This window comes from Haloarcula sp. 1CSR25-25, from assembly GCF_032027985.1.
Classification (GTDB): Archaea; Halobacteriota; Halobacteria; order Halobacteriales; family Haloarculaceae; genus Haloarcula.
On sequence record NZ_JAHYBW010000005.1, the window covers coordinates 294008 to 312469 of the forward strand.

The window sequence follows — 18462 nt, forward strand, 5'->3', positions numbered from 1 at the left end:
GCCACGGCGGCACTCACCCTTTCGACGCACTCTTGTCACTGCCACCCCGACTGCGGGTATGGACCGCCGGACGACCAGACTACTCCGCGGAACCGCCGCCGCACTCGTCTTCGCGACGGCGGCGTTTCACCTCTGGTGGGGACTCCCGCGAAGTATCATCTACGCGCAGGCGATGGAGGGGCTCCTCGGACAGGGGCTCCCGCCGGACCCCCGGCCCTTCCTGTTTGTCGCCTTCGCCGCACTGCTGTTTGCCGGCCCGTATCTCATCACCCGGGGCTCCGTCGGCCTGCGTAACGCGTACATCGCCGGAACAGTCCTCATGGTCGCTTCTATCGCCGCCTGGGTGTTCTGGCACGCCACCGGGCACGGGGCCTTCCTCGTGGAGGGGTTCTCCGCACCGTCCTCGGGTGGCAGCGGACACCACGGCGGGAGCACCGCGCTGTTGATACTGGACCACTTCGACACTGAACCGACCGAATCCGCCGTCAAAACGCTCGAAGCGCTCGCCGCCGCGATATTCGTGACGCTACTGTGGAAAGACCCGGCCATCATTCCGGACGAGCGGCGTGACAGCGTCGAATCGAACGCATCGAACGAGTCGCAGGACGCGACTTGAGGGAGCGGATATCGGGACGGCGTCTCGATTTAAAAACACCCGTGAAATTCGTGGTCGTTCCGGCCCGTGAGCAGTGTTATCGTGACATTTATTATCAGTAGTGTGCTTCTTGTTACAGAATGGAAGATTCTATCCCGGACGTGATATGGGAGACAGGGATGGACCGAGTGTTTGAGGCTTTGTTTACCCGCCGTCGGAGAATGATTCTGTTCATGCTGAAACACAGTAGTCCGCGGCCAGTCGTCGACTTTCTGCCCAGAGGCACCAGGGCCCGGAGTACAGAAACCGAACTCCGCCACGACGACCTCCCGCGTCTGGCCAGTTTAGCGTACATCAACTGGGACAGAGATGCCGACGAAGTGTCACGGGGTGAGCGGTTCGACGAAATCGAACCGATGCTCGACCTGCTCGAGAACCACGCCGATGAACTGCCGGACGGCTGGCCGTAGGCGACGACTTCAGAACGACCCGCTCGCCCTCGATGTGTCCAGAGGAGTAGCGGACCCTATCTAGCTTTCCAGTTCCTCGCGCAACAACCCGTTCACGTCGCCCGGGTCGGCGCTCCCGCCGGTCTTCTGCATGACCTGGCCCACGAGGAAGTTGATCGCGCCGTCCTCGCCGCTGTGGTAGTCCTCGACGGCGTCGGGGTTCTCGTCGATGGCGTCCACGACAGCCTGCTGGACCTCGTCGCCGGAGGTCTTCCCCAGTCCCTCGCGGTCGACGACCGTGTCGGGGTCCTCGCCCGTGTCGAGCATCTCCCGGAGCACGGTCTCGCGGGCGTTTTTCGCCGTGATTTCGTCCTCCGTGACGAGTGCCACGAGCCGGGTCACCTCGTCGAAGCGGTCGTCGATGTCGGTGATGGCCATGTCGCGGTAGTTCAGTTCGCCCAGCAGGTTGTCGGCGACCCATGTCGCGGCCAGGTCGGCGTCGAAGCGCTCGGTCACGTCCTCGAAGAAGTCCGCGACCTGCTTGGTGCTCGTGAGCTTCGAGGCGGCCTCCTCGCTGAGACCGTACTCCTCGACGAACCGCTCGCGGCGGGCGTCGGGCAGTTCCGGGATGGGGACCTCGTCCTTCCAGTGGCTGACCCGCAGCGGCGGCAGGTCGGCCTCCCGGAAGTAGCGGTAATCCTTCTCCTCCTCCTTCGAGCGCATCGACACCGTGTTGCCATGGGTCTCGTTGAAGTGGCGGGTCTCCTGCTCGACGGCGCGTCCCGACTGGATGAGCTTGCGCTGGCGGGAGGCTTCGAAGGAGAGGGCCTGTTCCGCGCCCTTGTGACTGGAGATGTTCTTGACCTCGGTCCGGTTGGCGTCTTCCAGAACGCTGTCGTCGATGTCGCCGGCGTCGTCCACCTCGCCCGCCTCGACCATCGAGAGGTTGGCGTCGATGCGGAGGCTCCCGTCCCGCGTCGCGTCGAACACGCCCAGGTACTCCAGTACCTCCTCGAGCTTTTCGAGGAACGACCGGACCTCGCCCGGCGCGCGGAAGTCCGGTTCCGTGACGATCTCCATCAGCGGCGTCCCGGCGCGGTTGTAATCGATGAGCGTGTAGTCCGCGCGCTCGATGGAGCAGGTCCGGGACTCGAGCGGGCCGGTCCCTTCGCGGACGTGCTTGATCGAACCGGGGTCCTCTTCGAGGTGCGCCCGGCGGATGTCGACGCTTCGGCGCTCGCTCTCGACGGAAAATTCGAGTTCGCCGTCCTGGCAGATGGGCGAATCGTACTGCGTTATCTGGAAGTTCTTCGGGAGGTCGGGGTAGTAGTAGTTCTTCCGGTGGAACGTCGTCTCCGTCGGTATGTCGGCGTCGATAGCCTTGCCGACCTTCACGGCGGCCTCGACGGCGCCCTCGTTGACCACCGGGAGCGCGCCGGGCAGGCCGAGACACACCGGGCAGGTGTGGGTGTTGGGTTCGGCGTCGGCCACGTCGGTCGAACAGCCACAGAATATCTTCGTCTCCGTCTCGAGCTGGACGTGGACCTCCAGCCCGATGACGGCCGCGAGTTCGCGGGACTCGGACGCTTGTGCAGTCATTGTCCGGGGTTCGGTGGCGCGTGGCTAAAGGCTAACGACCCTGTACGTGTCCGGCGACTCGACCCACCGGAGCGGACGTATCAACCGAGATGCCAATGTCTGACGTAGGTATAAGTGTCCAGAATGGATGGGTAACGGATATGTGCGGCAACCGAGTCGAGGAACTCGAAACGCGCGTCAGAGAACTGGAAGCGTCGGTCGAGGGACTGACCGACGAACTCGTCGAATGCAAGGTCCGTATCCGGGAACTCGAAGCCACCGTCGACGAGGACAACGGATTCAGCGCCGAAGAACCCGACTCGGAGGAATCGGCCGCCACTCCAGCGGAGGCCGACACACCTAACACCGAGGATACCAACGAGGGTGATAACAGGGAGGAAGCCGAGGCCGCGTCGGAGGCCGAGACCGAGGAGGACTCGGAGTCCGACATCATCGTCGCGTAGGGCTGTCGGCCACACCACCGCATGCATATCAAAGAGCTCGTCCTCGACAACTTCAAGAGCTTCGGGCGCAAGACCCGAATCCCGTTCTACGAAGACTTTACCACTATCAGCGGCCCGAACGGCTCGGGCAAGTCCAACATCATCGACGCAGTTTTGTTCGCGCTCGGGCTCGCCCGCACCTCGGGTATCCGCGCCGAGAAGCTCACCGACCTCATCTACAACCCCGGCCACGCCGACGAAGACGCCGAGTACGACGGCGAACGGCAGGCCAGCGTCGAGGTAATCCTGGCAAACGACGACCGCACGCTGTCACGCTCACAGGTCGTCAACGCCGCCGGCACGGAGGACGTGGGCGACGTGGACGAGATCGCCATCAAGCGTCGGGTCAAAGAGACCGAGGACAACTACTACTCCTACTACTACATCAACGGGCGCTCGGTCAACCTCTCGGACATCCAGGACCTGCTCGCCCAGGCCGGCGTCACGCCGGAGGGGTACAACGTCGTGATGCAGGGCGACGTGACCGAGATAATCAACATGACCGCTGGCTCCCGTCGGGAGATCATCGACGAGATCGCCGGCGTCGCCCAGTTCGACGCGAAGAAGGCCGACGCCTTCGACGAGCTGGAGGTCGTACAAGAGCGCATCGACGAGGCCGAACTCCGCATCGAGGAGAAACAGGAGCGACTCGACCAGCTCGAAGACGAGCGCGAGACGGCGCTCAAATATCAGGACCTCCGCGACGAGAAAGAGGAGTACGAGGGGTACCGCAAGGCCGCCGAACTCGAGGAGAAGCGCGAGGAACTGGCGGCCGTCGAGGAAACCATCGACGACCTCGAGACCGAACTCACCGACCTCCAGACGGAACTCGACGAGCGCCAGGGGGTGGTCATCCGACTGGAGGACGAACTCCACGAACTCAACGGGGAAATCGAGCGCAAGGGCGAGGACGAACAGCTCGCCATCAAGCGCGAGATCGAGGAAATAAAGGGCGACATCTCCCGGCTGGAGGACAAGATCGAGTCCGCCGAGGAGACCGTCGAGGCCGCCGAGAACGAGCGCCGGCAGGCGTTCGTCCAGATCGACCGCAAGCAGGAGACCATCGACGACCTCGAGAGCGACATCCGCGAGACGAAGGTCGCGAAATCCAACGTCAAGGCCGACATCGCCGAGAAGGAGTCCGAACTCGCCGAGGTAAAGCAGCGCATCGACGAGGTCGGCGAGGAGTTCCAGGAGGTCAAGGACGAACTGGAGGAGAACCGCTCGCGGCTGGAGACGCTCAAAAGCGAGAAGAACGACCTCCAGCGCGAGCAGGACCGCCTGCTCGACGAGGCCCGCCGGCGCTCGAACGCCGAGGACGAGAAGCGCGCGGCCATCGAGGCGGCCGAGGCCGAGATTCCCGACCTCGAAGCCGACATCGAGGACCTGGAGACGGAACTGGAGAAAGCCCGGAAGAACAAGGCGACCATCGGCGAGGTCGTCGACGACCTGCGCGGCGAGAAGCGCGAACTCCAGTCCGACCTGGACGACCTCGAAGACGAGATCAGCGCGAAACAGCAGGAGTACGCCCAGCTAGAGGCCAAGGCCGGCGAGGACGGCGACTCCTCGTACGGCCGCGCGGTGTCGGCGATTCTCAGCGCCGGCCGGGACGGCGTCCACGGCACCGTCGGCCAGCTTGGCGGTGTCGACCCGGAGTACGCCACGGCCTGTGAGACAGCAGCGGGCGGGCGGCTCGCCCACGTCGTCGTCGACGACGACAGCGTCGGCCAGCGCTGTATCGAGTACCTCAAATCGCGCAGCGCCGGCCGGGCGACGTTCCTGCCGATAACGCAGATGCAGAACCGCTCGCTGGGCTCGCTTCCTGGCGCCGACGGCGTCATCGACTTCGCGTACAACCTCGTGGACTTCGACCGCGAGTACGCGGGCATCTTCTCGTACGTGCTCGGCGACACCGTCGTCGTCGACAGCATGGACACCGCCCGCGAGCTGATGGGCGACTACCGGATGGTCACCCTCGAGGGGGACCTCGTCGAGAAGTCCGGCGCGATGACCGGCGGCTCCTCCTCGGGCACGCGCTACTCGTTTTCCGGCGGCGCCGGCAAGCTCGAACGGGTCGCCACGCGCATCAACGAACTCGAAGACGAACGGGCGGACGTGCGCGAGGACCTGCGCGACGTGGAGGAGCGCCTGGACGACGCCCGCGACCGCGAGTCCGACGCCACCGAGCAGGTCCGGGACATCGAGACGAGCATCGAGCGCAAGCAGAACGCCCTCGAAGACACCCGCGACCGCATCGAGCAGCTGGAAGCCGACCTCGAAGAGATCGCCGCGGAGCGCGAGGACGTGGCCGACCAGATGGACGAACTGGAGGCCGACATCGAATCGAAGACCGAGGAGATCGACGCGCTCCAGAGCGACATCGACGACCTCGAAGCCGAGGTCGAGGACTCCGAGCTTCCCGACCTGACCGACCAGCGCGAGTCCATCAGGGACGACATCGACGCCCTCGAGGACCGCCAGGGCGAACTCGACGCCGAACTCAACGAGTACGAACTCGAAAAGCAGTACGCCGAGGACGCTATCGAGGACCTCCACGACGACATCGAGGCGGCACAGAACCGCAAGGCCGACCACGAGGAGCGCATCGACGACCTCGAAGCGACGGTCGCCGAGAAACAGGCGCTGAAAACCGAGAAGGAGCAGGCCGTCGCCGACCTCGAAGCTGAGCTGGCCGAACTCAAGTCCGAACGCGAGGACCTGAAAGCCGACCTGCAGGAGGCCAAGGAGGCACGCGACGAGCAACAGGCCGCCGTCTCAGAGGTCGAGCGAGACCTCGAATCCGAGCAGGAAACCCGGGAGCGTCTGGAGTGGGAGATAGACGAGCTCGACGCGCAGGTCGGCGACTACGACCCCGAGGACGTGCCCGACCACGAGACGGTCGAGCAGGAGATTGACCGGCTCGAAACGGAGATGGAGAAGCTGGAGCCGGTCAACATGCGCGCTATCGAGGAGTACGACCGTGTCGACGACGACCTGCAGGAGCTCGAAGCCAAGAAGGCGACGCTGGTCGAGGAGGCCGACGGAATCCGGGACCGCATCGACACCTACGAGGCGCGCAAGAAGGAGACGTTCATGGACTCGTTCACGGAGATCAACGACCAGTTCCAGGACATCTTCGAGCGGCTCTCGAACGGCACCGGCCACCTCCACCTCGAAGACGAGGACGACCCCTTCGAGGGCGGGCTGACGATGAAGGCCCAGCCCGGTGACAAGCCGATTCAGCGGCTGAACGCGATGTCCGGCGGCGAGAAGTCACTGACCGCGCTGGCCTTTATCTTCGCTATCCAGCGGCACAACCCCGCGCCGTTCTACGCGCTCGACGAGGTCGACGCCTTCCTCGACGCGGCCAACGCCGACCTCGTCGGCGAACTGGTTGACGAACTCGCCGGTGACGCCCAGTTCGTCGTGGTCTCGCACCGCTCGGCTATGCTGGAACGGTCCGAGCGGGCCATCGGCGTGATGATGCAGGGCGACAATGTGAGTGCGGTTACCGGCATCGACCTCTCGGGCGAGGGCGACGGTGACGAGGAGGTGCCTGCTGATGACTAGCGAGGGGAGCGAGCCGTCACGCGGCTCGGACTCGCGAGCGGGGAGCGACGCGACCCGCGAGACGGAGGAGCAACGCGACGGAGGGCCCTCGGAACAGTCGAGCGGGGAACGCAGTGACCCGCGAGACGATGCCGATGACGAGGACATCCCGCTGAACATCACCGGCCACGAGGACCGCGACTCACCCGGCGAGTCGGGAGAGGCGGCGGCACTGTTTGGCGACGACCCGGGCACGGCGGACGACTCTACGGACGCGGAGACTGCCGACGACAGCGACGACGAGAACGTCGAACCGGTCGAGGTGCTGGTCCAGTTAGCCGACGACGGCGAAATCGACCCGTGGGACATCGACGTGGTGCGGGTCACCGACAAGTTCCTCGCGCGAATCGACGACGCGGACCTGCGCACGTCGGGCCGGGCGCTGTTCTACGCGAGCGTCCTCATCCGGATGAAAAGCGACGCGATGCTCGGCGAGGGCGACGACGAGGAGGACCCGGTCGAGCCCTGGGAGCAGGCGATGAGCGACGACGCGCCCATCGAGGAGCCGGACCCCTTCGCCGCACTGGAGTCGGAGATGGACCGCCGGCTCGAACGCCGGCGGGCCCGCGGGATGCCACAGACGCTCGACGAACTCGTCCACGACCTCCGTGACGCCGAGCGCGAGTCGTGGTGGAAGGAGTCCCGCGAGTACGACACCAGCGACTCCCCGAGCGGGTTCGGTCGCGGGACCCAGGAACTGGACTACCGCGGGGCCGACGACATGCGACTCGACGAGGAGCCGTCGGCGGCCGACGTGACCGGGACGGCCCACGCCGAGAACATCGACGACATCATCGCCGACGTCCACGACGCCGTCCGAGAGCAGTACGACCAGGGCCGCGAGGAGGTGCTGTACCGCGAGGTCGACACCGCCGGCGGGACCCGCGTCGAGACGTTCCTCGGGCTGCTCTTTTTAGCCCACCGCGGTCAGGTCCAGCTCCAGCAGGACGACCTCTTTGGCGACCTCTGGATACAGGACCCCAGTGTTGCGACCGGGTCAGACGAGGCCGTCGCGGACTGACCGGGTCGGCCGCGACCCCGTGGGCGCAGTGGGCCAGCAAACAGGTTCAAACGGGTCGAACCCTAAACGGGAGTAATGGCGACCCAGTCCTCGCCCCCGGAGTTACCGGACCCGGAAGCGCTCGCAGACACGTTTCACGTCTACGAGATAGACCGGAGCGCCGAGGACGGCGTCCGGTACTACGGCGAGCCGATGACCGAGTCCGAACAGGTCATCCACCGCATCGCACCGGCGTTCCGTCAGCGGGGGTATCGCGTCGCGCTCAAGCGGGAGATGGGCGAGTGGGTGCTGATCGCACGCGAGCGGTCGCTCGGCGTCGACGGGGTCCCGTGGCTGAACGCCGGGCTGGCTGTCCTGACGCTGCTGTCGACGCTGTACGCCGGGACCCGCTGGTACGGGCTGTCCGTCCTCGAAGACCCGACGGCCATGCTCGAGGCGTGGCCCTTCGCCGCCGCGGCGCTTGGCATCCTCGCAGTGCACGAGTTCGGCCACTACATCATGAGCCGCTACCACGAGGTGGAGGCGAGCCTGCCGTACTTCCTGCCGTTTCCGAACGTGCTCGGGACGCTGGGGGCGGTCATCAGCATGAACGACCACATCCCCGACCGGAAGGCGCTGTTCGACATCGGCGTCGCCGGTCCGCTGGCGGGCCTCGTCGCGACTGTCGTCGTGACCGCGGTCGGCGTGACGCTCCCGCCGGTGGAGGTGACTCGCGGCATCGTCACGAACATCGAACTCGGCTACCCGTTGTTGCTCCAGGGCATCGCCGCAGCGATGGGCGAACCGCTGGAGTACGCGAACCCGCAACTCCTCCCGAACCCGGTCGTCATCGGCGGCTGGGTTGGCGCGTTCGTGACCTTCCTGAACCTCTTGCCGGTGGGCCAACTCGACGGCGCACACGTCGCCCGGTCGCTGTTCGGCGACCGACTGTCGCTTGTCCAGCTGGCGGTCCCCGTCGCCCTGTTCGCCCTGGCCGGCTACCTCGTCGTGTTCGAAGGGGGCCGAGCGGCCGGGCTGTGGGCGTTCTGGGGCGTTCTGGCGCTTGTGTTCGGCCGGCTCGGCTCGGCGACGCCGCTGGACGAGACACCACTGGGGCCGGGCCGCTGGGCTGTCGGTCTGGTCACGTTCCTTCTGGGCATGCTCTGTTTCGTTCCGGTGCCGCTCGTCATCACGATGTAGCGCCTGCCGTTCACCTGTTCCGGCCGCCGGCGACTCACAGCCCGTACGGGTCGTACTCGGGCCTGGTGTCGGCGTCGGTAGGGAGCGAATACCGGTCTCGGAACTCAGTACGCAGGTCGTCAGCGGCGGCGGTGAACAGCACGGCGACGCCGTAGGGGCGGGAGTACGAGTCGGCGTCGGGCGCGTCGGGGTCGATGAAAACGGCGTCCGTCGGCGCCTCGCCGATGCCGGGGAGTTCGGTCAGCAGCGACTCCATCGGCACGAGGCCGGTGAGTACGCTCGGGACGAACGCGCCGCCGGGCAGCGGCGCACGCGGCTGGACGAAACACTCCGCGACCGGGTCGCCGTCCTCTTCGAGCACGGCGCTGGCCGGGCGTTCCAGCCCCGGTTCCCAGAGGTCCGTCGCCACGTCCGGAACGTCGGCGTCGACGGCGAAATCCATCCTGACCCGGTCGCGGCGCTCGAAGGAAAGCAGCGACCAGGCCTCCTCCGAATCGTCGGGGTCACCGCCCAGCGTCGCCGCGACGAGGTCGCCCGTCCGGAGGGCATCGACCGCCGGCTGGCGCTCGCCGTAGCCGGACTGGTACACGGTGTAGAGCCGCGTCGCGTCGGTGTCGAACAGATTGATGTGCGGGACCGCTTCGACGACGCGGTAGACCCTGAACACGCCCGTACGCTCGTCCATATCCTCCCGACGTGTTCCACCGTCAAGACTCCGCGGACTCACCGCCGCTCAGGCGGCTGTCATGAGCCTGAGCCAGTCGGTCAGACAGTCGTCGCTGCAGTGGTGGTGGCGCTGTCGGCCGCCGTCCGTGTCCAACACCCCGACGACGAGGTGCCAGTCGTCGGCGTACACGTGGCCGCCACAGACCACGCAGTCGCGCACAGTCTCGTCGTCCGTCCGCTTCCCCACGGACACCGCCTCGACGTAGTAGGACCCTCCCAGGGAATACGGCGTTTCCAACTCCATCGAAACCCTCTGCGGGCTACACTCCCCTAAATGACAGGGTCCGACCGCTCCGGCGCAACACCGAGGTAGCCTCGGTTCTAACCCACAGGTATGAGTCAATCAACGGACCTCCCAGACCCGGACCCGGAACAGCTCCGCCTGGCCGTCGAGCGACTGCTCGACGAGACGGTCGACCGCGACGAGTCACTCCACGTCACGGCCGATGACGTGTCGGTCTCCGTTCCGGTGCGGTTCGGTTCGGACTCCCCGCAGGCGACGTGGCGGTTCGACGGCGACGTTACGATTTCGGTCGACGGCGTCAGGGGGCCACTCAGAGAATGGGTCGACCTCCTCGAAGAGTAGCCGGCACCGGAGCCCAACACTTAGAACGCCTCGACGTGGGGGCGGAGGTCGAGTTCCAGCGTCCACGCCGAGCGGTCCTGTTCGATGAGATGCCAGTACGACTTCGCGATCTCGTCGGGGTCGAGATACGATTCCGCGTCACGGTCGGCTGTGTCCGCCGCGCCCGAGGGGTGGATCTGTCCGTCGATGACGACGTGGGCCACGTGGATTCCCTCGGGACCGAGCTCCCGCGCCATCGACTCGGCCAGCCCGCGGACAGCGAACTTGGCGGCGCTGAAGCCGACCGCGCCCTCGCGGCCGCGGACGGCAGACGTCGCACCGGTGAAGATGATCGTCCCGCCGTCGCCGGCCAGCATGTCGTCGACGGCCTCCTGCGAACAGGCCAGCCCGCCCGCCGGGCCGACGGCGAGCGCGTGCTGGAACTCCTCGTGTGTAATCTCCCGTGTGCCCTTCCACGCGCCGCCGCTGGCGTGGTTCACGAGCACGTCGATGGGGCCGAACTCGTCTCGAACCCGCTCGAAGCCTGCCGTAATCTGGTCGGGATCGGTAATATCGATCGGTACCGCGAGCGCGTCGTCGCCGAGGTCGGCCGATAGCGACTCCAGATACGACGCCGACCGGGCGAACAGGCCGACCTGACAGCCCTCGTCGATGAACGTTCTGGCGAGCGATTCCCCGAGACCAGCCCCGACGCCAGCGATGACTACTGTCCGTGACATACACACACGAACGGCTGGCGGGTGGATGAAAGTATGGCCACAGCGGCACCGCGGAGTGGAGGACCGCAATACCCGCGAGGGTGACCGCTTCCCGTTTCAGTCGGGACCTCTGTGTGAGTGGCCGATGAACAGTGCCACGGCGTTGAAGACGACGAGCGCGACGAACGCGACCCGCGTTGCTCCAGAGTTCAGGCCCGTAATCAGCAGCGGGAGATAGAGAAACGGGAGCGCAATCGCTGTCCAGAACGCGATACCTCGAACGGCGGGGAGGAGTGACTCGTCGAACTCCGGCAGGGACTCATCAAACTGGGCGAGTAATTCGTATGCGGACGAACTTGACATGTGGGGACCTATCCTCCGCTTCTACTGGAGATATCTTATAACCTCTAGAGGTTTCCACCCGTTTCGCTTCGTTTCACGCACAACAGTTCTCTACTACTTCATTTCACTACCGATTAAGCGGCGCTTAGACGTTTTATCGACCGCGTAGATACTGTGTGATATCTTGTATCACACCGATACCCGCTGACAGCTCTGGTGGGCCTGCACGAATGGCTACGGGCCGAGTAGTGACACTGTTACGTCGTGTTCCGTGGCCAGTAGTGTCGTTCTATCAGCGACGTGGTCCGGTAGCGACTCCCGCCACTCGGCGAGTCGCTGCTCGTGGTAGGTCCGATGGCGGTCCACCGAGTACGTCTCGTCGGCCGCGGCCCGGAGTTCGTCTGCGGTGTCGTCGGGCGTCGGGTACGGCGGTGCGTCCGCGGTCAGCAGCGAGTCGGGCTCGATATGAATCGTTTCATCGTCGGTGTCGTCCGACTGGACGACGTGGAGACGCGCCCGCATCCGGCCGCTGAACGGCGGCGTGAGGCGTAACACGGTCTCTGATCCGTCCGCAGTCGCTTCGACGGCCGAGACGAGGTCCGTCGCGTGTATCGCGATTGATCTGATGTCTGTCGGGTCTGTGTCCATGGCTGAGTCTGTGGGCTCCATTGGTTCAGGCTGTTACATCCGGTTGCTGTAGTCCCAGGTGTGGAGGCGGTCGGGCGTGATTGTGATCTGTATCTCATGACGGTCGGGTGCGAGCAGTCGCTCGGCCAGCGGCGAGTCGGTCCCGCCGAGATAGCGGTGCAGCAACTCGGTGAGCACCGTCTTGTCCTCGTCCGCCGTCATCGTGGCGGTCCCGTTGCCTCTGACGCCGCGGTACGGCGGTTCGTTCGTCGAGACTTCGAACGAGACGGTGGCGTCGTAGTCGAGGTAGTCGACGACTGCCGCGTCCGCCCCGGTCGCACACTCGAAGGCACCGTCAACGAACCGGTACCAGAGCGAGAGCATCCAGGGCTTGTCTGCGGGAGTTCGGCACCCGAGACGGAGTGGCACAGTTTCGGCGTCGAGAAACTGTGTCATCTTCTCGCGCGTCCACGGTCCGGAGACGGTCACCATACTCACGCCGTACGGCCGCCGCTATGTTAACGTCTCTGGGAAGAGTCACTGCGTCGTGCCGGAACGGACGAAGGATATAACGGTCAACAGAACAACCATTACGTTTTCAGTTTCGATAATCCGCTGGGTAGATTTATCTCCCTGTTAAGGGAATTCCCGATGAAAGCAGTCCGTGAGCCGACAGGAGCCAACCAATGAAAGAGAGCGTCGAGACAGAGGGGGCAACGGTTCTCGTAGTCGACGATGAGCAAGCCATCGCGGACCTGTATTCGACATGGCTGCAGACCGCGCACGACGTCCGGACCGCACACAGCGGCTCGAAGGCGCTCCAGCTTGTCGACGAGTCCGTCGACGTCGTCTTTCTGGACCGCCAGATGCCCGAGATGAGCGGCGACGAGGTCCTCGACTCCATCGCAGAACAGGGCATCGACCCGGCAGTAGTGATGGTGACGGCCGTCGACCCTGACTTCGACATCGTCGAGATGCCCTTCGACGACTACCTGACCAAGCCGGTCAGCCGCGAGGACCTCCTCGACACCGTCTCGGAGATGCTCGTCCGGACCACCTACGACGACCAGGTCCGGGAGTACTTCGCGGTGGCCTCGAAGAAGGCGACCCTGGAAACACAGAAGACCACGCCGCAACTCGAAGCCAGCGACGAGTACCAGACCGTCAGCAGGCGATTCGAAGACCTTCGCGAGACAGCCGACGCCACGGCCGCAGAGATCGATGACTTCGAAGCCGTGTTTCAGCAGTTCCCCGGCGGCGGCCGCTCGTCGAGCTGACCGGTTGCGAGACACGACTACTGTTCACTGTCGTCCGGACACGAGCCGACGATACCGCCCGCTGCTGGTCGATGTGGTCTGGAAAATGCCCGGGGAGGGCTCCGAACCCTCGATCTCCGCATGGCCCAGGTCTGGGGCGTGACGAGCGCCCCGGGGTCATGACGGGTGCACTGCCGCATGAGTCGAGAGACCCTATGAGTGCGGCGCTATGTCCAGCTAAGCCACCCGGGCGCGGGTGCATTCAGCCGTTGGCCGTTAGCCGTCTTGAAGGTTCTCATCTCCGCCGGGACTGTGGCGCAGTCCCACGCCCTGGGCGACTGATCGGTGTTGATAATCGACCCGCGGATTTAAGCCATCACGCAGGTATGCAGGCAGTATGGAGATACCAGACCTCGTCCAGCAGGAACTCGGGGACGAGGAGATCCGGGGCGGTGTCAACCTCGGCGACGAAGACGCGGCCTGTTTCACACCGACCCGGACGCTCGTCTACCGCGGCGAGGGCCTTCTCAGCGACGAGAAGGTCACCAGCTATCCACACGACTTCGGGCGGCTCACGGTTTCGGAAGGCCGACGCAAGACCAAGTTCTCGCTCATCTACACCGGTGAGAAGCTCGAACTGTCTGTCCCCGGCAGCCGCGGCGACGCCGTCCTCGAACGGCTGCTCGAAGGGAAGCTCACCGTGTCCGGCGGTATCGCCGCCGACGAGAGCATCGCCGGCGTGTTCCGGTTCAGCGAACTCACGCTGGTCGTCACCGACCGCCAACTGCTCAAGCACATCGGCAACGTCACCTGGGACGCCGATCACGAGGCGTTTTCCTTCGACGACGTAACCGGCCTGGAGTTCGAGGAGGGCAGCGTCGCTACGACTGTCGTGCTCTCCTTTAACAACCGCCCGGAACGCATCAAGGCGCCGTCCGAGCAGGCACCGATGGTCCGGGAGACACTCGAACAGGCCCTCTTTGCGTACCACGAGGTCAGTTCGCTCGCCGACCTCAACGCCGCGGTCGGTGCGGACCCCGAAGAAAGCGCCGACGATGCCGGTAACGGTCTCGGCCTCGAATCGGGTATCGACCCGCTCGTCAGCAACGACGAGGAGGGCGATGACGGCTCTACACGCGGCGCAGCGAGCGCCGACACGCAGGCCGCGACCGCATCCACCAGCGAGCAGGGGCCCACCGCCGAAGCCACAGCGGGGACCGAGTCAAGCGACTCGGCCGGGATAGAAACCGAATCGGTCGAGCCGGACGCCACAGGAGACTCTGATATCGCCGACCTCGAAGCACAGGTCGCCGAACTGACCGCCGCCGTCGAGGCCCAGAACGAACAGCTCCAGAAGCAGGAGCGCACCATCAAACAGCTCATCAAGGAACTCCGGCAGGGCCGCTGAGGCGGTCCGTTGCTGTCTGTCCCTTCGTGGCTCACTTCGGTCGTGAAATCGAGGTCGCGGCCCCGGCCACGACATCGCTACTCGCGGCTCACTTCGTTCGCCGCTCGCTTTCCGAGGGTCGCTCCCTGTGGCCGCGGCTCTCGCTACTCCCGCCCCAACACTTTCCGAATACACGTCGACCCGAACGGCCCCAGTTCCCCGCCGTCGAACTGGACGAAGTGGCCCGTACTGATAGCCGCGCCACAGCGCTGACACGAGAACTCCCCCTCGCGGACGACCACATCGCTGTCGAAGTTGACGTACGACCCCTGTGACCGCGGTCTGACGACGCCGTTCTCGCGTTCGATGAGTCCGCGCATCACTGCGGTGTCGAGTATCTCGCGTTGGACCTGTGGGTTGGTCGTCACCGTCTCGATGCGGTCGAGGGCGTCGGCGACGGACAGCTCCCCGTGTTCCAGGTGGGCGAGCAGTTCGACGCCGAGTTCGACCGGGTCTCGCGGCTCGGACACAATCGCCGCTTCGACCCCGAGCAACGTAAAAGATACCACAAAGCGTTTGTCGATTGCTACCGCTGGATTGGGTAGATGGACCGCCTCGCGAAGCGACAGCTGGTCGGGACCGCCGGGCTGGTGGCAGTCGTCGCTATCGCGACGACGCTGCTCACGCCCGAGCGGGTGGTGGCCCAGACGATGCACCTCGCCGACCACCCTGTCTACCTCGCCGGCGTCATCGTCGGGCTGTACCTCGTCCGGCCGTTCTTCGCCTGGCCGACGATGCCACTGTCGGCGTTCGCCGGGTTCGTCCTCGGCGTCAAGTACGGCTTCCCGGTCGCGCTGATGGGCGCTCTCGTCACCTGCCTCATCCCCTACCGGTTCGCACTCCGGGCCGGCGAACAGGGCGGGATGTTCGGCTGGCTGGGGGACTCCGGTCGGCGGATCATCGAGGTGACCGGCGAGACGCGGGGCGTCCTGGCGGCGCGGCTCTCACCGGTGCCGGCGGACCCCGTCTCCTACGGGGCCGGGTTCGCCCGCGTCTCGCCGCGGTCGTTCGCCGTCGGAACCTTCCTCGGCGAGATCCCGTGGGTCGCCGTCGAGGTCACTGCGGGCGCGTCGCTCCGGTCGCTGACGCTCACTGGCCTCACCATCGACGCGCTGCCCCACGTCCTGCTGTTCTCCGCGGCGCTGGCCGTGCTGGTGCTCGCCGGCCCGGCCTACCGCCACGTCAGCGCTCCGAACTCGTCGTGAACTCGAACCGCGCGCCGCCGCCCTCGCTCTCTGTCACCGATACCGACCAGCCGTGGGCCCGGGCGACCTCGTCGACGATCGCCAGTCCGAACCCGGTCCCAGCGTCGCTCGTGGTGTAGCCGCGCTCGAACACGGTCTCTCGCTCCTCCGGCGGGATTCCGGCGCCGTCGTCGGCGACGTAGAACCCGGTGTCCGTCGTGCCGACCGAGACGGTGACCGGGGCCCCGCTGTCCGCGCGCTGTTCGTGTGCCACGGTGTCGTCGGACTGCGCCGAATTGCTCGTGGACCCGTGTTCCACGCTGTCGTCGGCCCCCGGCCGACTGCTTGTGGAGCCATGCTCCACGCTGTTCCGGAACAGGTTCTCGAACACCGACCGGAGCCGTGCCGCGTCGGCTTCGACCGTCGCCGTCCCGAACTGTTCGAGCGTTGCCTCGCCAGTCTCGACATCGACCCAGGCCTGGCCTGCGAGGGCGCCGAGATCAACCATCGCCGTCTCGCCGACCGTCTCGCCCTGCCTGGCGAGCGTCAGCAGGTCGTTGATGAGTTCGTCCATCCGGTCGGCCGCGGACGCCGCCGCGTCGAGGTGTGACACGTCGCTCGATTTCCTGGCGACCGATATCCGCCCTTTGACCACGTTCAGCGGGTTCCGGAGGTCGTGGCTGACGACGGAGGCGAACTCCGCGAGCTGTCGCTCCCTGTCTTTCCGTTCGCTGATGTCGCGGATGACGCCCGCTGTGCCGTTGAACTCCCCCTTCGCTGCCGGAAGTAGAGCGATATGGATCTCGATGGGCGTGTGGTCCCCGGACTGGTCGACGATGTCCGTCTCGAAGGTCACGTTCCGCCGGGTCGGGTCAGACAGCATCGTCCGGATGAGCTCGCTGCCGCGGTTGATGTCCTCGCCGGTCATGATAGTGGAGATGTGCTCGCCGATGAGCGCGTCCGGCTCGAACCCCGTTAGCCGCTCTATCGCTTCGTTCACGTAGGTGAACACGCCCTCGTCGTCGAGGGTGTACACCGGGTCGCCGACGGCCTCGATGATGGTCTCGTAGCGTTCGAGTTCCCGCTCGCGCTGCTTGCGCTCTGTCGCCTCGCGCATCACGCCGACCGAGCCGTCGAAGGTCCCGTCCTCGTCGAAAAGCGGTGCGACCCTGTTCTCGTTGATCCGGACCGTCCCGTCGGCGGCTATCGTCCGCATCTCGTAGGCGGCCCACGTTCGCTCTTCGTCACCAAGCAGGTCACGGATGAGTGCTGTCGCCTTTTCGACGTCCGCCTCGGGCATGAACCGGGCCGGCTCAGAGCCGATAACTTCCGAGCGACCGTGCCCCAGATGGGCGGCCATCGCCTCGTTTACCATCTCTATTGTCCCGTCAGTATCGAGGATGTACATCGGGTCCCCGACGTTTTCGACCAGCATCCGGTACTCCCTGAGCTCCCGCTCTCGACGCTTCCGTTCCGTGATATCACGACCGATGCCGGCGATTCCGAAGAGGTCGCCGCGCTCGTCTTCGATGCGCGAGCCCTTGAACTCGTACTGGAGCGTCTCGCCGTCAGCCGTCTCGACTCCCGCCTCGATGGTTCCGAACCCGGTCTCCAGCGTCTCCTCGAACACCCCCCACAGCTTCTCGTGGTCGGAATCCGCGATGAGGTCCTCGATACCTAACGACGCCAGCCGCTGGGTGGTGTAGCCGGTCACCGACTGGACGGTGTCGTTCCACCGGACCAGACTGCCGTCGGTACCGACCACGTAGAACATATCGTCGACGGAGTCGATGAGCTTCTCCGTGAACGCGCGCTGGTTCGCGAGTTCCCGTTCTCGTTCCTCCCGTGCTGTCACGTCGGTGATGAACCCTTCGAGGATTTCGACGCCGTCGTCGTCAGTGTCGACCACGCGCCCGCGCTCCCACATCCAGCGGCTCTCCCCGTCGGCGGTCTCTATCTGGTAGGTGACTTCGAACGGCTCGCCGGCGGCGATGCAGGTCTGGACCGTCTCCCAGAGACGCTCTGTCTCTGACTCCTTGATGAGGCTCCCCCAGGAAACCTCGCCGCTCTCGAAGGCCTCCGAACCGTAGCCCACGAGCTCCGCTGCGCCGTCGCTGACGAACTGCATCGGCCAGTCGGGTTCGTTCCGTGCGCGGTACACCATCCCTGGCAGGTTCGAGATGAGCGTCGACAGCATCCGCTCGGATTCCTCCAGGGCTGTCTTGGCCCGTCGCTCCCCGACAGCCCGCTCGATACGGTTGGCGAGCACGGTGTACTGGTCTGTCCCGACCCCTTTCTGGAGGTATTCGGTGACACCGGCAGAGATGGCATCGCTCGCTATCTCCTCGTTTCCTTTCCCGGTGAAGAGGATAAACGGCAACTCCTCGTACTCCTCGCGGACGACCATCAGAAATTCCAGCCCGTCCATTTCGGGCATGTCGTGATCGCTGACGACACAGTCGAACGCGCGCTCGGACAGTCGGTCCAGGCCGTCGGCCGCGGTGCGCTCGGTACAGACCGAGATGTCACTGTGGACTCGTTCCAGATGGACCGCAACGAGGTCGCCGAGGTCGGGGTCGTCGTCCACGTGCAGCACGGAAATCTCTTCTCCGTGGCCACTCATACCTCCTACTCGTTGTTACGGACCATTAAACCAGCGAGC

At 65.4% G+C, this 18462-nt stretch carries 19 protein-coding genes and 1 tRNA gene; 10 read left to right on the top strand and 10 right to left on the bottom strand.

Going from position 1 to position 18462, the window contains the following annotated elements:
• Positions 1-58: 58 nt before the first annotated feature.
• On the top strand, positions 59-616 hold the full coding sequence (locus tag KZ498_RS16055; protein WP_312620077.1) for a hypothetical protein: 558 nt from the start codon (positions 59-61) through the stop codon (positions 614-616).
• 119 nt (positions 617-735) lie between these two features.
• Positions 736-1065, top strand: coding sequence for a hypothetical protein (locus KZ498_RS16060; protein WP_312620079.1), 330 nt, complete (start codon positions 736-738; stop codon positions 1063-1065).
• 60 nt (positions 1066-1125) lie between these two features.
• Here KZ498_RS16060 and gatB read toward each other — a convergent pair whose 3' ends face one another.
• Positions 1126-2643, bottom strand: a complete 1518-nt coding sequence (gene gatB, locus KZ498_RS16065; RefSeq protein ID WP_312620081.1) for an Asp-tRNA(Asn)/Glu-tRNA(Gln) amidotransferase subunit GatB — start codon at positions 2641-2643, stop codon at positions 1126-1128.
• A 140-nt stretch (positions 2644-2783) separates the two neighbouring features.
• On the opposite strand from gatB, the gene KZ498_RS16070 reads away from it, so the two are divergent.
• The 4 genes from KZ498_RS16070 (at position 2784) to KZ498_RS16085 (ending at position 8934) form a co-directional block, all read left to right on the top strand.
• On the top strand, positions 2784-3086 hold the full coding sequence (locus tag KZ498_RS16070) for a hypothetical protein (protein ID WP_312620083.1): 303 nt from the start codon (positions 2784-2786) through the stop codon (positions 3084-3086).
• 21 nt (positions 3087-3107) lie between these two features.
• A complete protein-coding gene (gene smc, locus KZ498_RS16075) occupies positions 3108-6695 on the top strand; it encodes a chromosome segregation protein SMC (RefSeq protein ID WP_312620085.1) in 3588 nt (1195 codons plus the stop codon).
• Positions 6688-7755, top strand: coding sequence for a ScpA family protein (locus tag KZ498_RS16080; RefSeq protein WP_312620087.1), 1068 nt, complete (start codon positions 6688-6690; stop codon positions 7753-7755). Before smc ends, KZ498_RS16080 begins: the two co-directional genes overlap by 8 nt.
• Before the next feature lie 75 nt (positions 7756-7830).
• Entirely contained in the window at positions 7831-8934 is a 1104-nt protein-coding gene (locus KZ498_RS16085) for a site-2 protease family protein (RefSeq protein ID WP_312620089.1), read from the top strand.
• Positions 8935-8968: 34 nt separating this feature from the next.
• Here the strand turns inward: KZ498_RS16085 and KZ498_RS16090 are convergent, their stop codons facing one another.
• Positions 8969-9619, bottom strand: coding sequence for a hypothetical protein (locus KZ498_RS16090; RefSeq protein WP_312620091.1), 651 nt, complete (start codon positions 9617-9619; stop codon positions 8969-8971).
• Positions 9620-9667: 48 nt separating this feature from the next.
• On the bottom strand, positions 9668-9904 hold the full coding sequence (locus tag KZ498_RS16095; RefSeq protein ID WP_312620093.1) for a hypothetical protein: 237 nt from the start codon (positions 9902-9904) through the stop codon (positions 9668-9670).
• Between the two features lie 90 nt (positions 9905-9994).
• Here KZ498_RS16095 and KZ498_RS16100 point away from each other — a divergent pair, with 90 nt between their 5' ends.
• A complete protein-coding gene (locus KZ498_RS16100) occupies positions 9995-10246 on the top strand; it encodes a hypothetical protein (RefSeq protein ID WP_312620094.1) in 252 nt (83 codons plus the stop codon).
• Between the two features lie 20 nt (positions 10247-10266).
• On the opposite strand, the gene KZ498_RS16105 is transcribed toward KZ498_RS16100, so the two are convergent.
• The 4 genes from KZ498_RS16105 to KZ498_RS16120 all read right to left on the bottom strand — a co-directional run bounded on the left by KZ498_RS16105 (position 10267) and on the right by KZ498_RS16120 (position 12405).
• Entirely contained in the window at positions 10267-10965 is a 699-nt protein-coding gene (locus KZ498_RS16105) for an SDR family NAD(P)-dependent oxidoreductase (protein ID WP_312620095.1), read from the bottom strand.
• A gap of 96 nt (positions 10966-11061) precedes the next feature.
• On the bottom strand, positions 11062-11307 hold the full coding sequence (locus tag KZ498_RS16110; protein WP_312620096.1) for a hypothetical protein: 246 nt from the start codon (positions 11305-11307) through the stop codon (positions 11062-11064).
• 213 nt (positions 11308-11520) lie between these two features.
• Positions 11521-11934: a hypothetical protein gene (locus KZ498_RS16115; RefSeq protein ID WP_312620097.1), complete on the bottom strand. Its 414-nt coding sequence runs from the start codon at positions 11932-11934 to the stop codon at positions 11521-11523.
• 33 nt (positions 11935-11967) lie between these two features.
• Positions 11968-12405, bottom strand: a complete 438-nt coding sequence (locus KZ498_RS16120; RefSeq protein ID WP_312620098.1) for a pyridoxamine 5'-phosphate oxidase family protein — start codon at positions 12403-12405, stop codon at positions 11968-11970.
• Positions 12406-12599: 194 nt separating this feature from the next.
• On the opposite strand from KZ498_RS16120, the gene KZ498_RS16125 reads away from it, so the two are divergent.
• The gene (locus tag KZ498_RS16125; RefSeq protein ID WP_312620099.1) at positions 12600-13190 is read left to right on the top strand and encodes a HalX domain-containing protein; all 591 of its coding nucleotides are present in this window, start codon (positions 12600-12602) and stop codon (positions 13188-13190) included.
• Positions 13191-13276: 86 nt separating this feature from the next.
• On the opposite strand, the gene KZ498_RS16130 is transcribed toward KZ498_RS16125, so the two are convergent.
• A tRNA-Met gene (locus tag KZ498_RS16130) sits at positions 13277-13421 on the bottom strand.
• 145 nt (positions 13422-13566) lie between these two features.
• On the opposite strand from KZ498_RS16130, the gene KZ498_RS16135 reads away from it, so the two are divergent.
• Positions 13567-14577: a hypothetical protein gene (locus tag KZ498_RS16135; RefSeq protein WP_312620100.1), complete on the top strand. Its 1011-nt coding sequence runs from the start codon at positions 13567-13569 to the stop codon at positions 14575-14577.
• Positions 14578-14720: 143 nt separating this feature from the next.
• On the opposite strand, the gene KZ498_RS16140 is transcribed toward KZ498_RS16135, so the two are convergent.
• Positions 14721-15110, bottom strand: coding sequence for a DUF5830 family protein (locus tag KZ498_RS16140; RefSeq protein WP_312620162.1), 390 nt, complete (start codon positions 15108-15110; stop codon positions 14721-14723).
• Between the two features lie 51 nt (positions 15111-15161).
• Between KZ498_RS16140 and KZ498_RS16145 the strand changes: the two genes are divergently transcribed.
• Positions 15162-15821 carry a VTT domain-containing protein gene (locus KZ498_RS16145; protein WP_312620102.1) on the top strand — a complete coding sequence of 220 codons (660 nt, stop codon included), beginning with the start codon at positions 15162-15164 and terminating at the stop codon, positions 15819-15821.
• Here the strand turns inward: KZ498_RS16145 and KZ498_RS16150 are convergent.
• Positions 15799-18423: a PAS domain S-box protein gene (locus tag KZ498_RS16150; protein WP_312620103.1), complete on the bottom strand. Its 2625-nt coding sequence runs from the start codon at positions 18421-18423 to the stop codon at positions 15799-15801. The two genes, KZ498_RS16145 and KZ498_RS16150, sit on opposite strands and share 23 nt — an antisense overlap.
• Positions 18424-18462 lie beyond the last annotated feature (39 nt).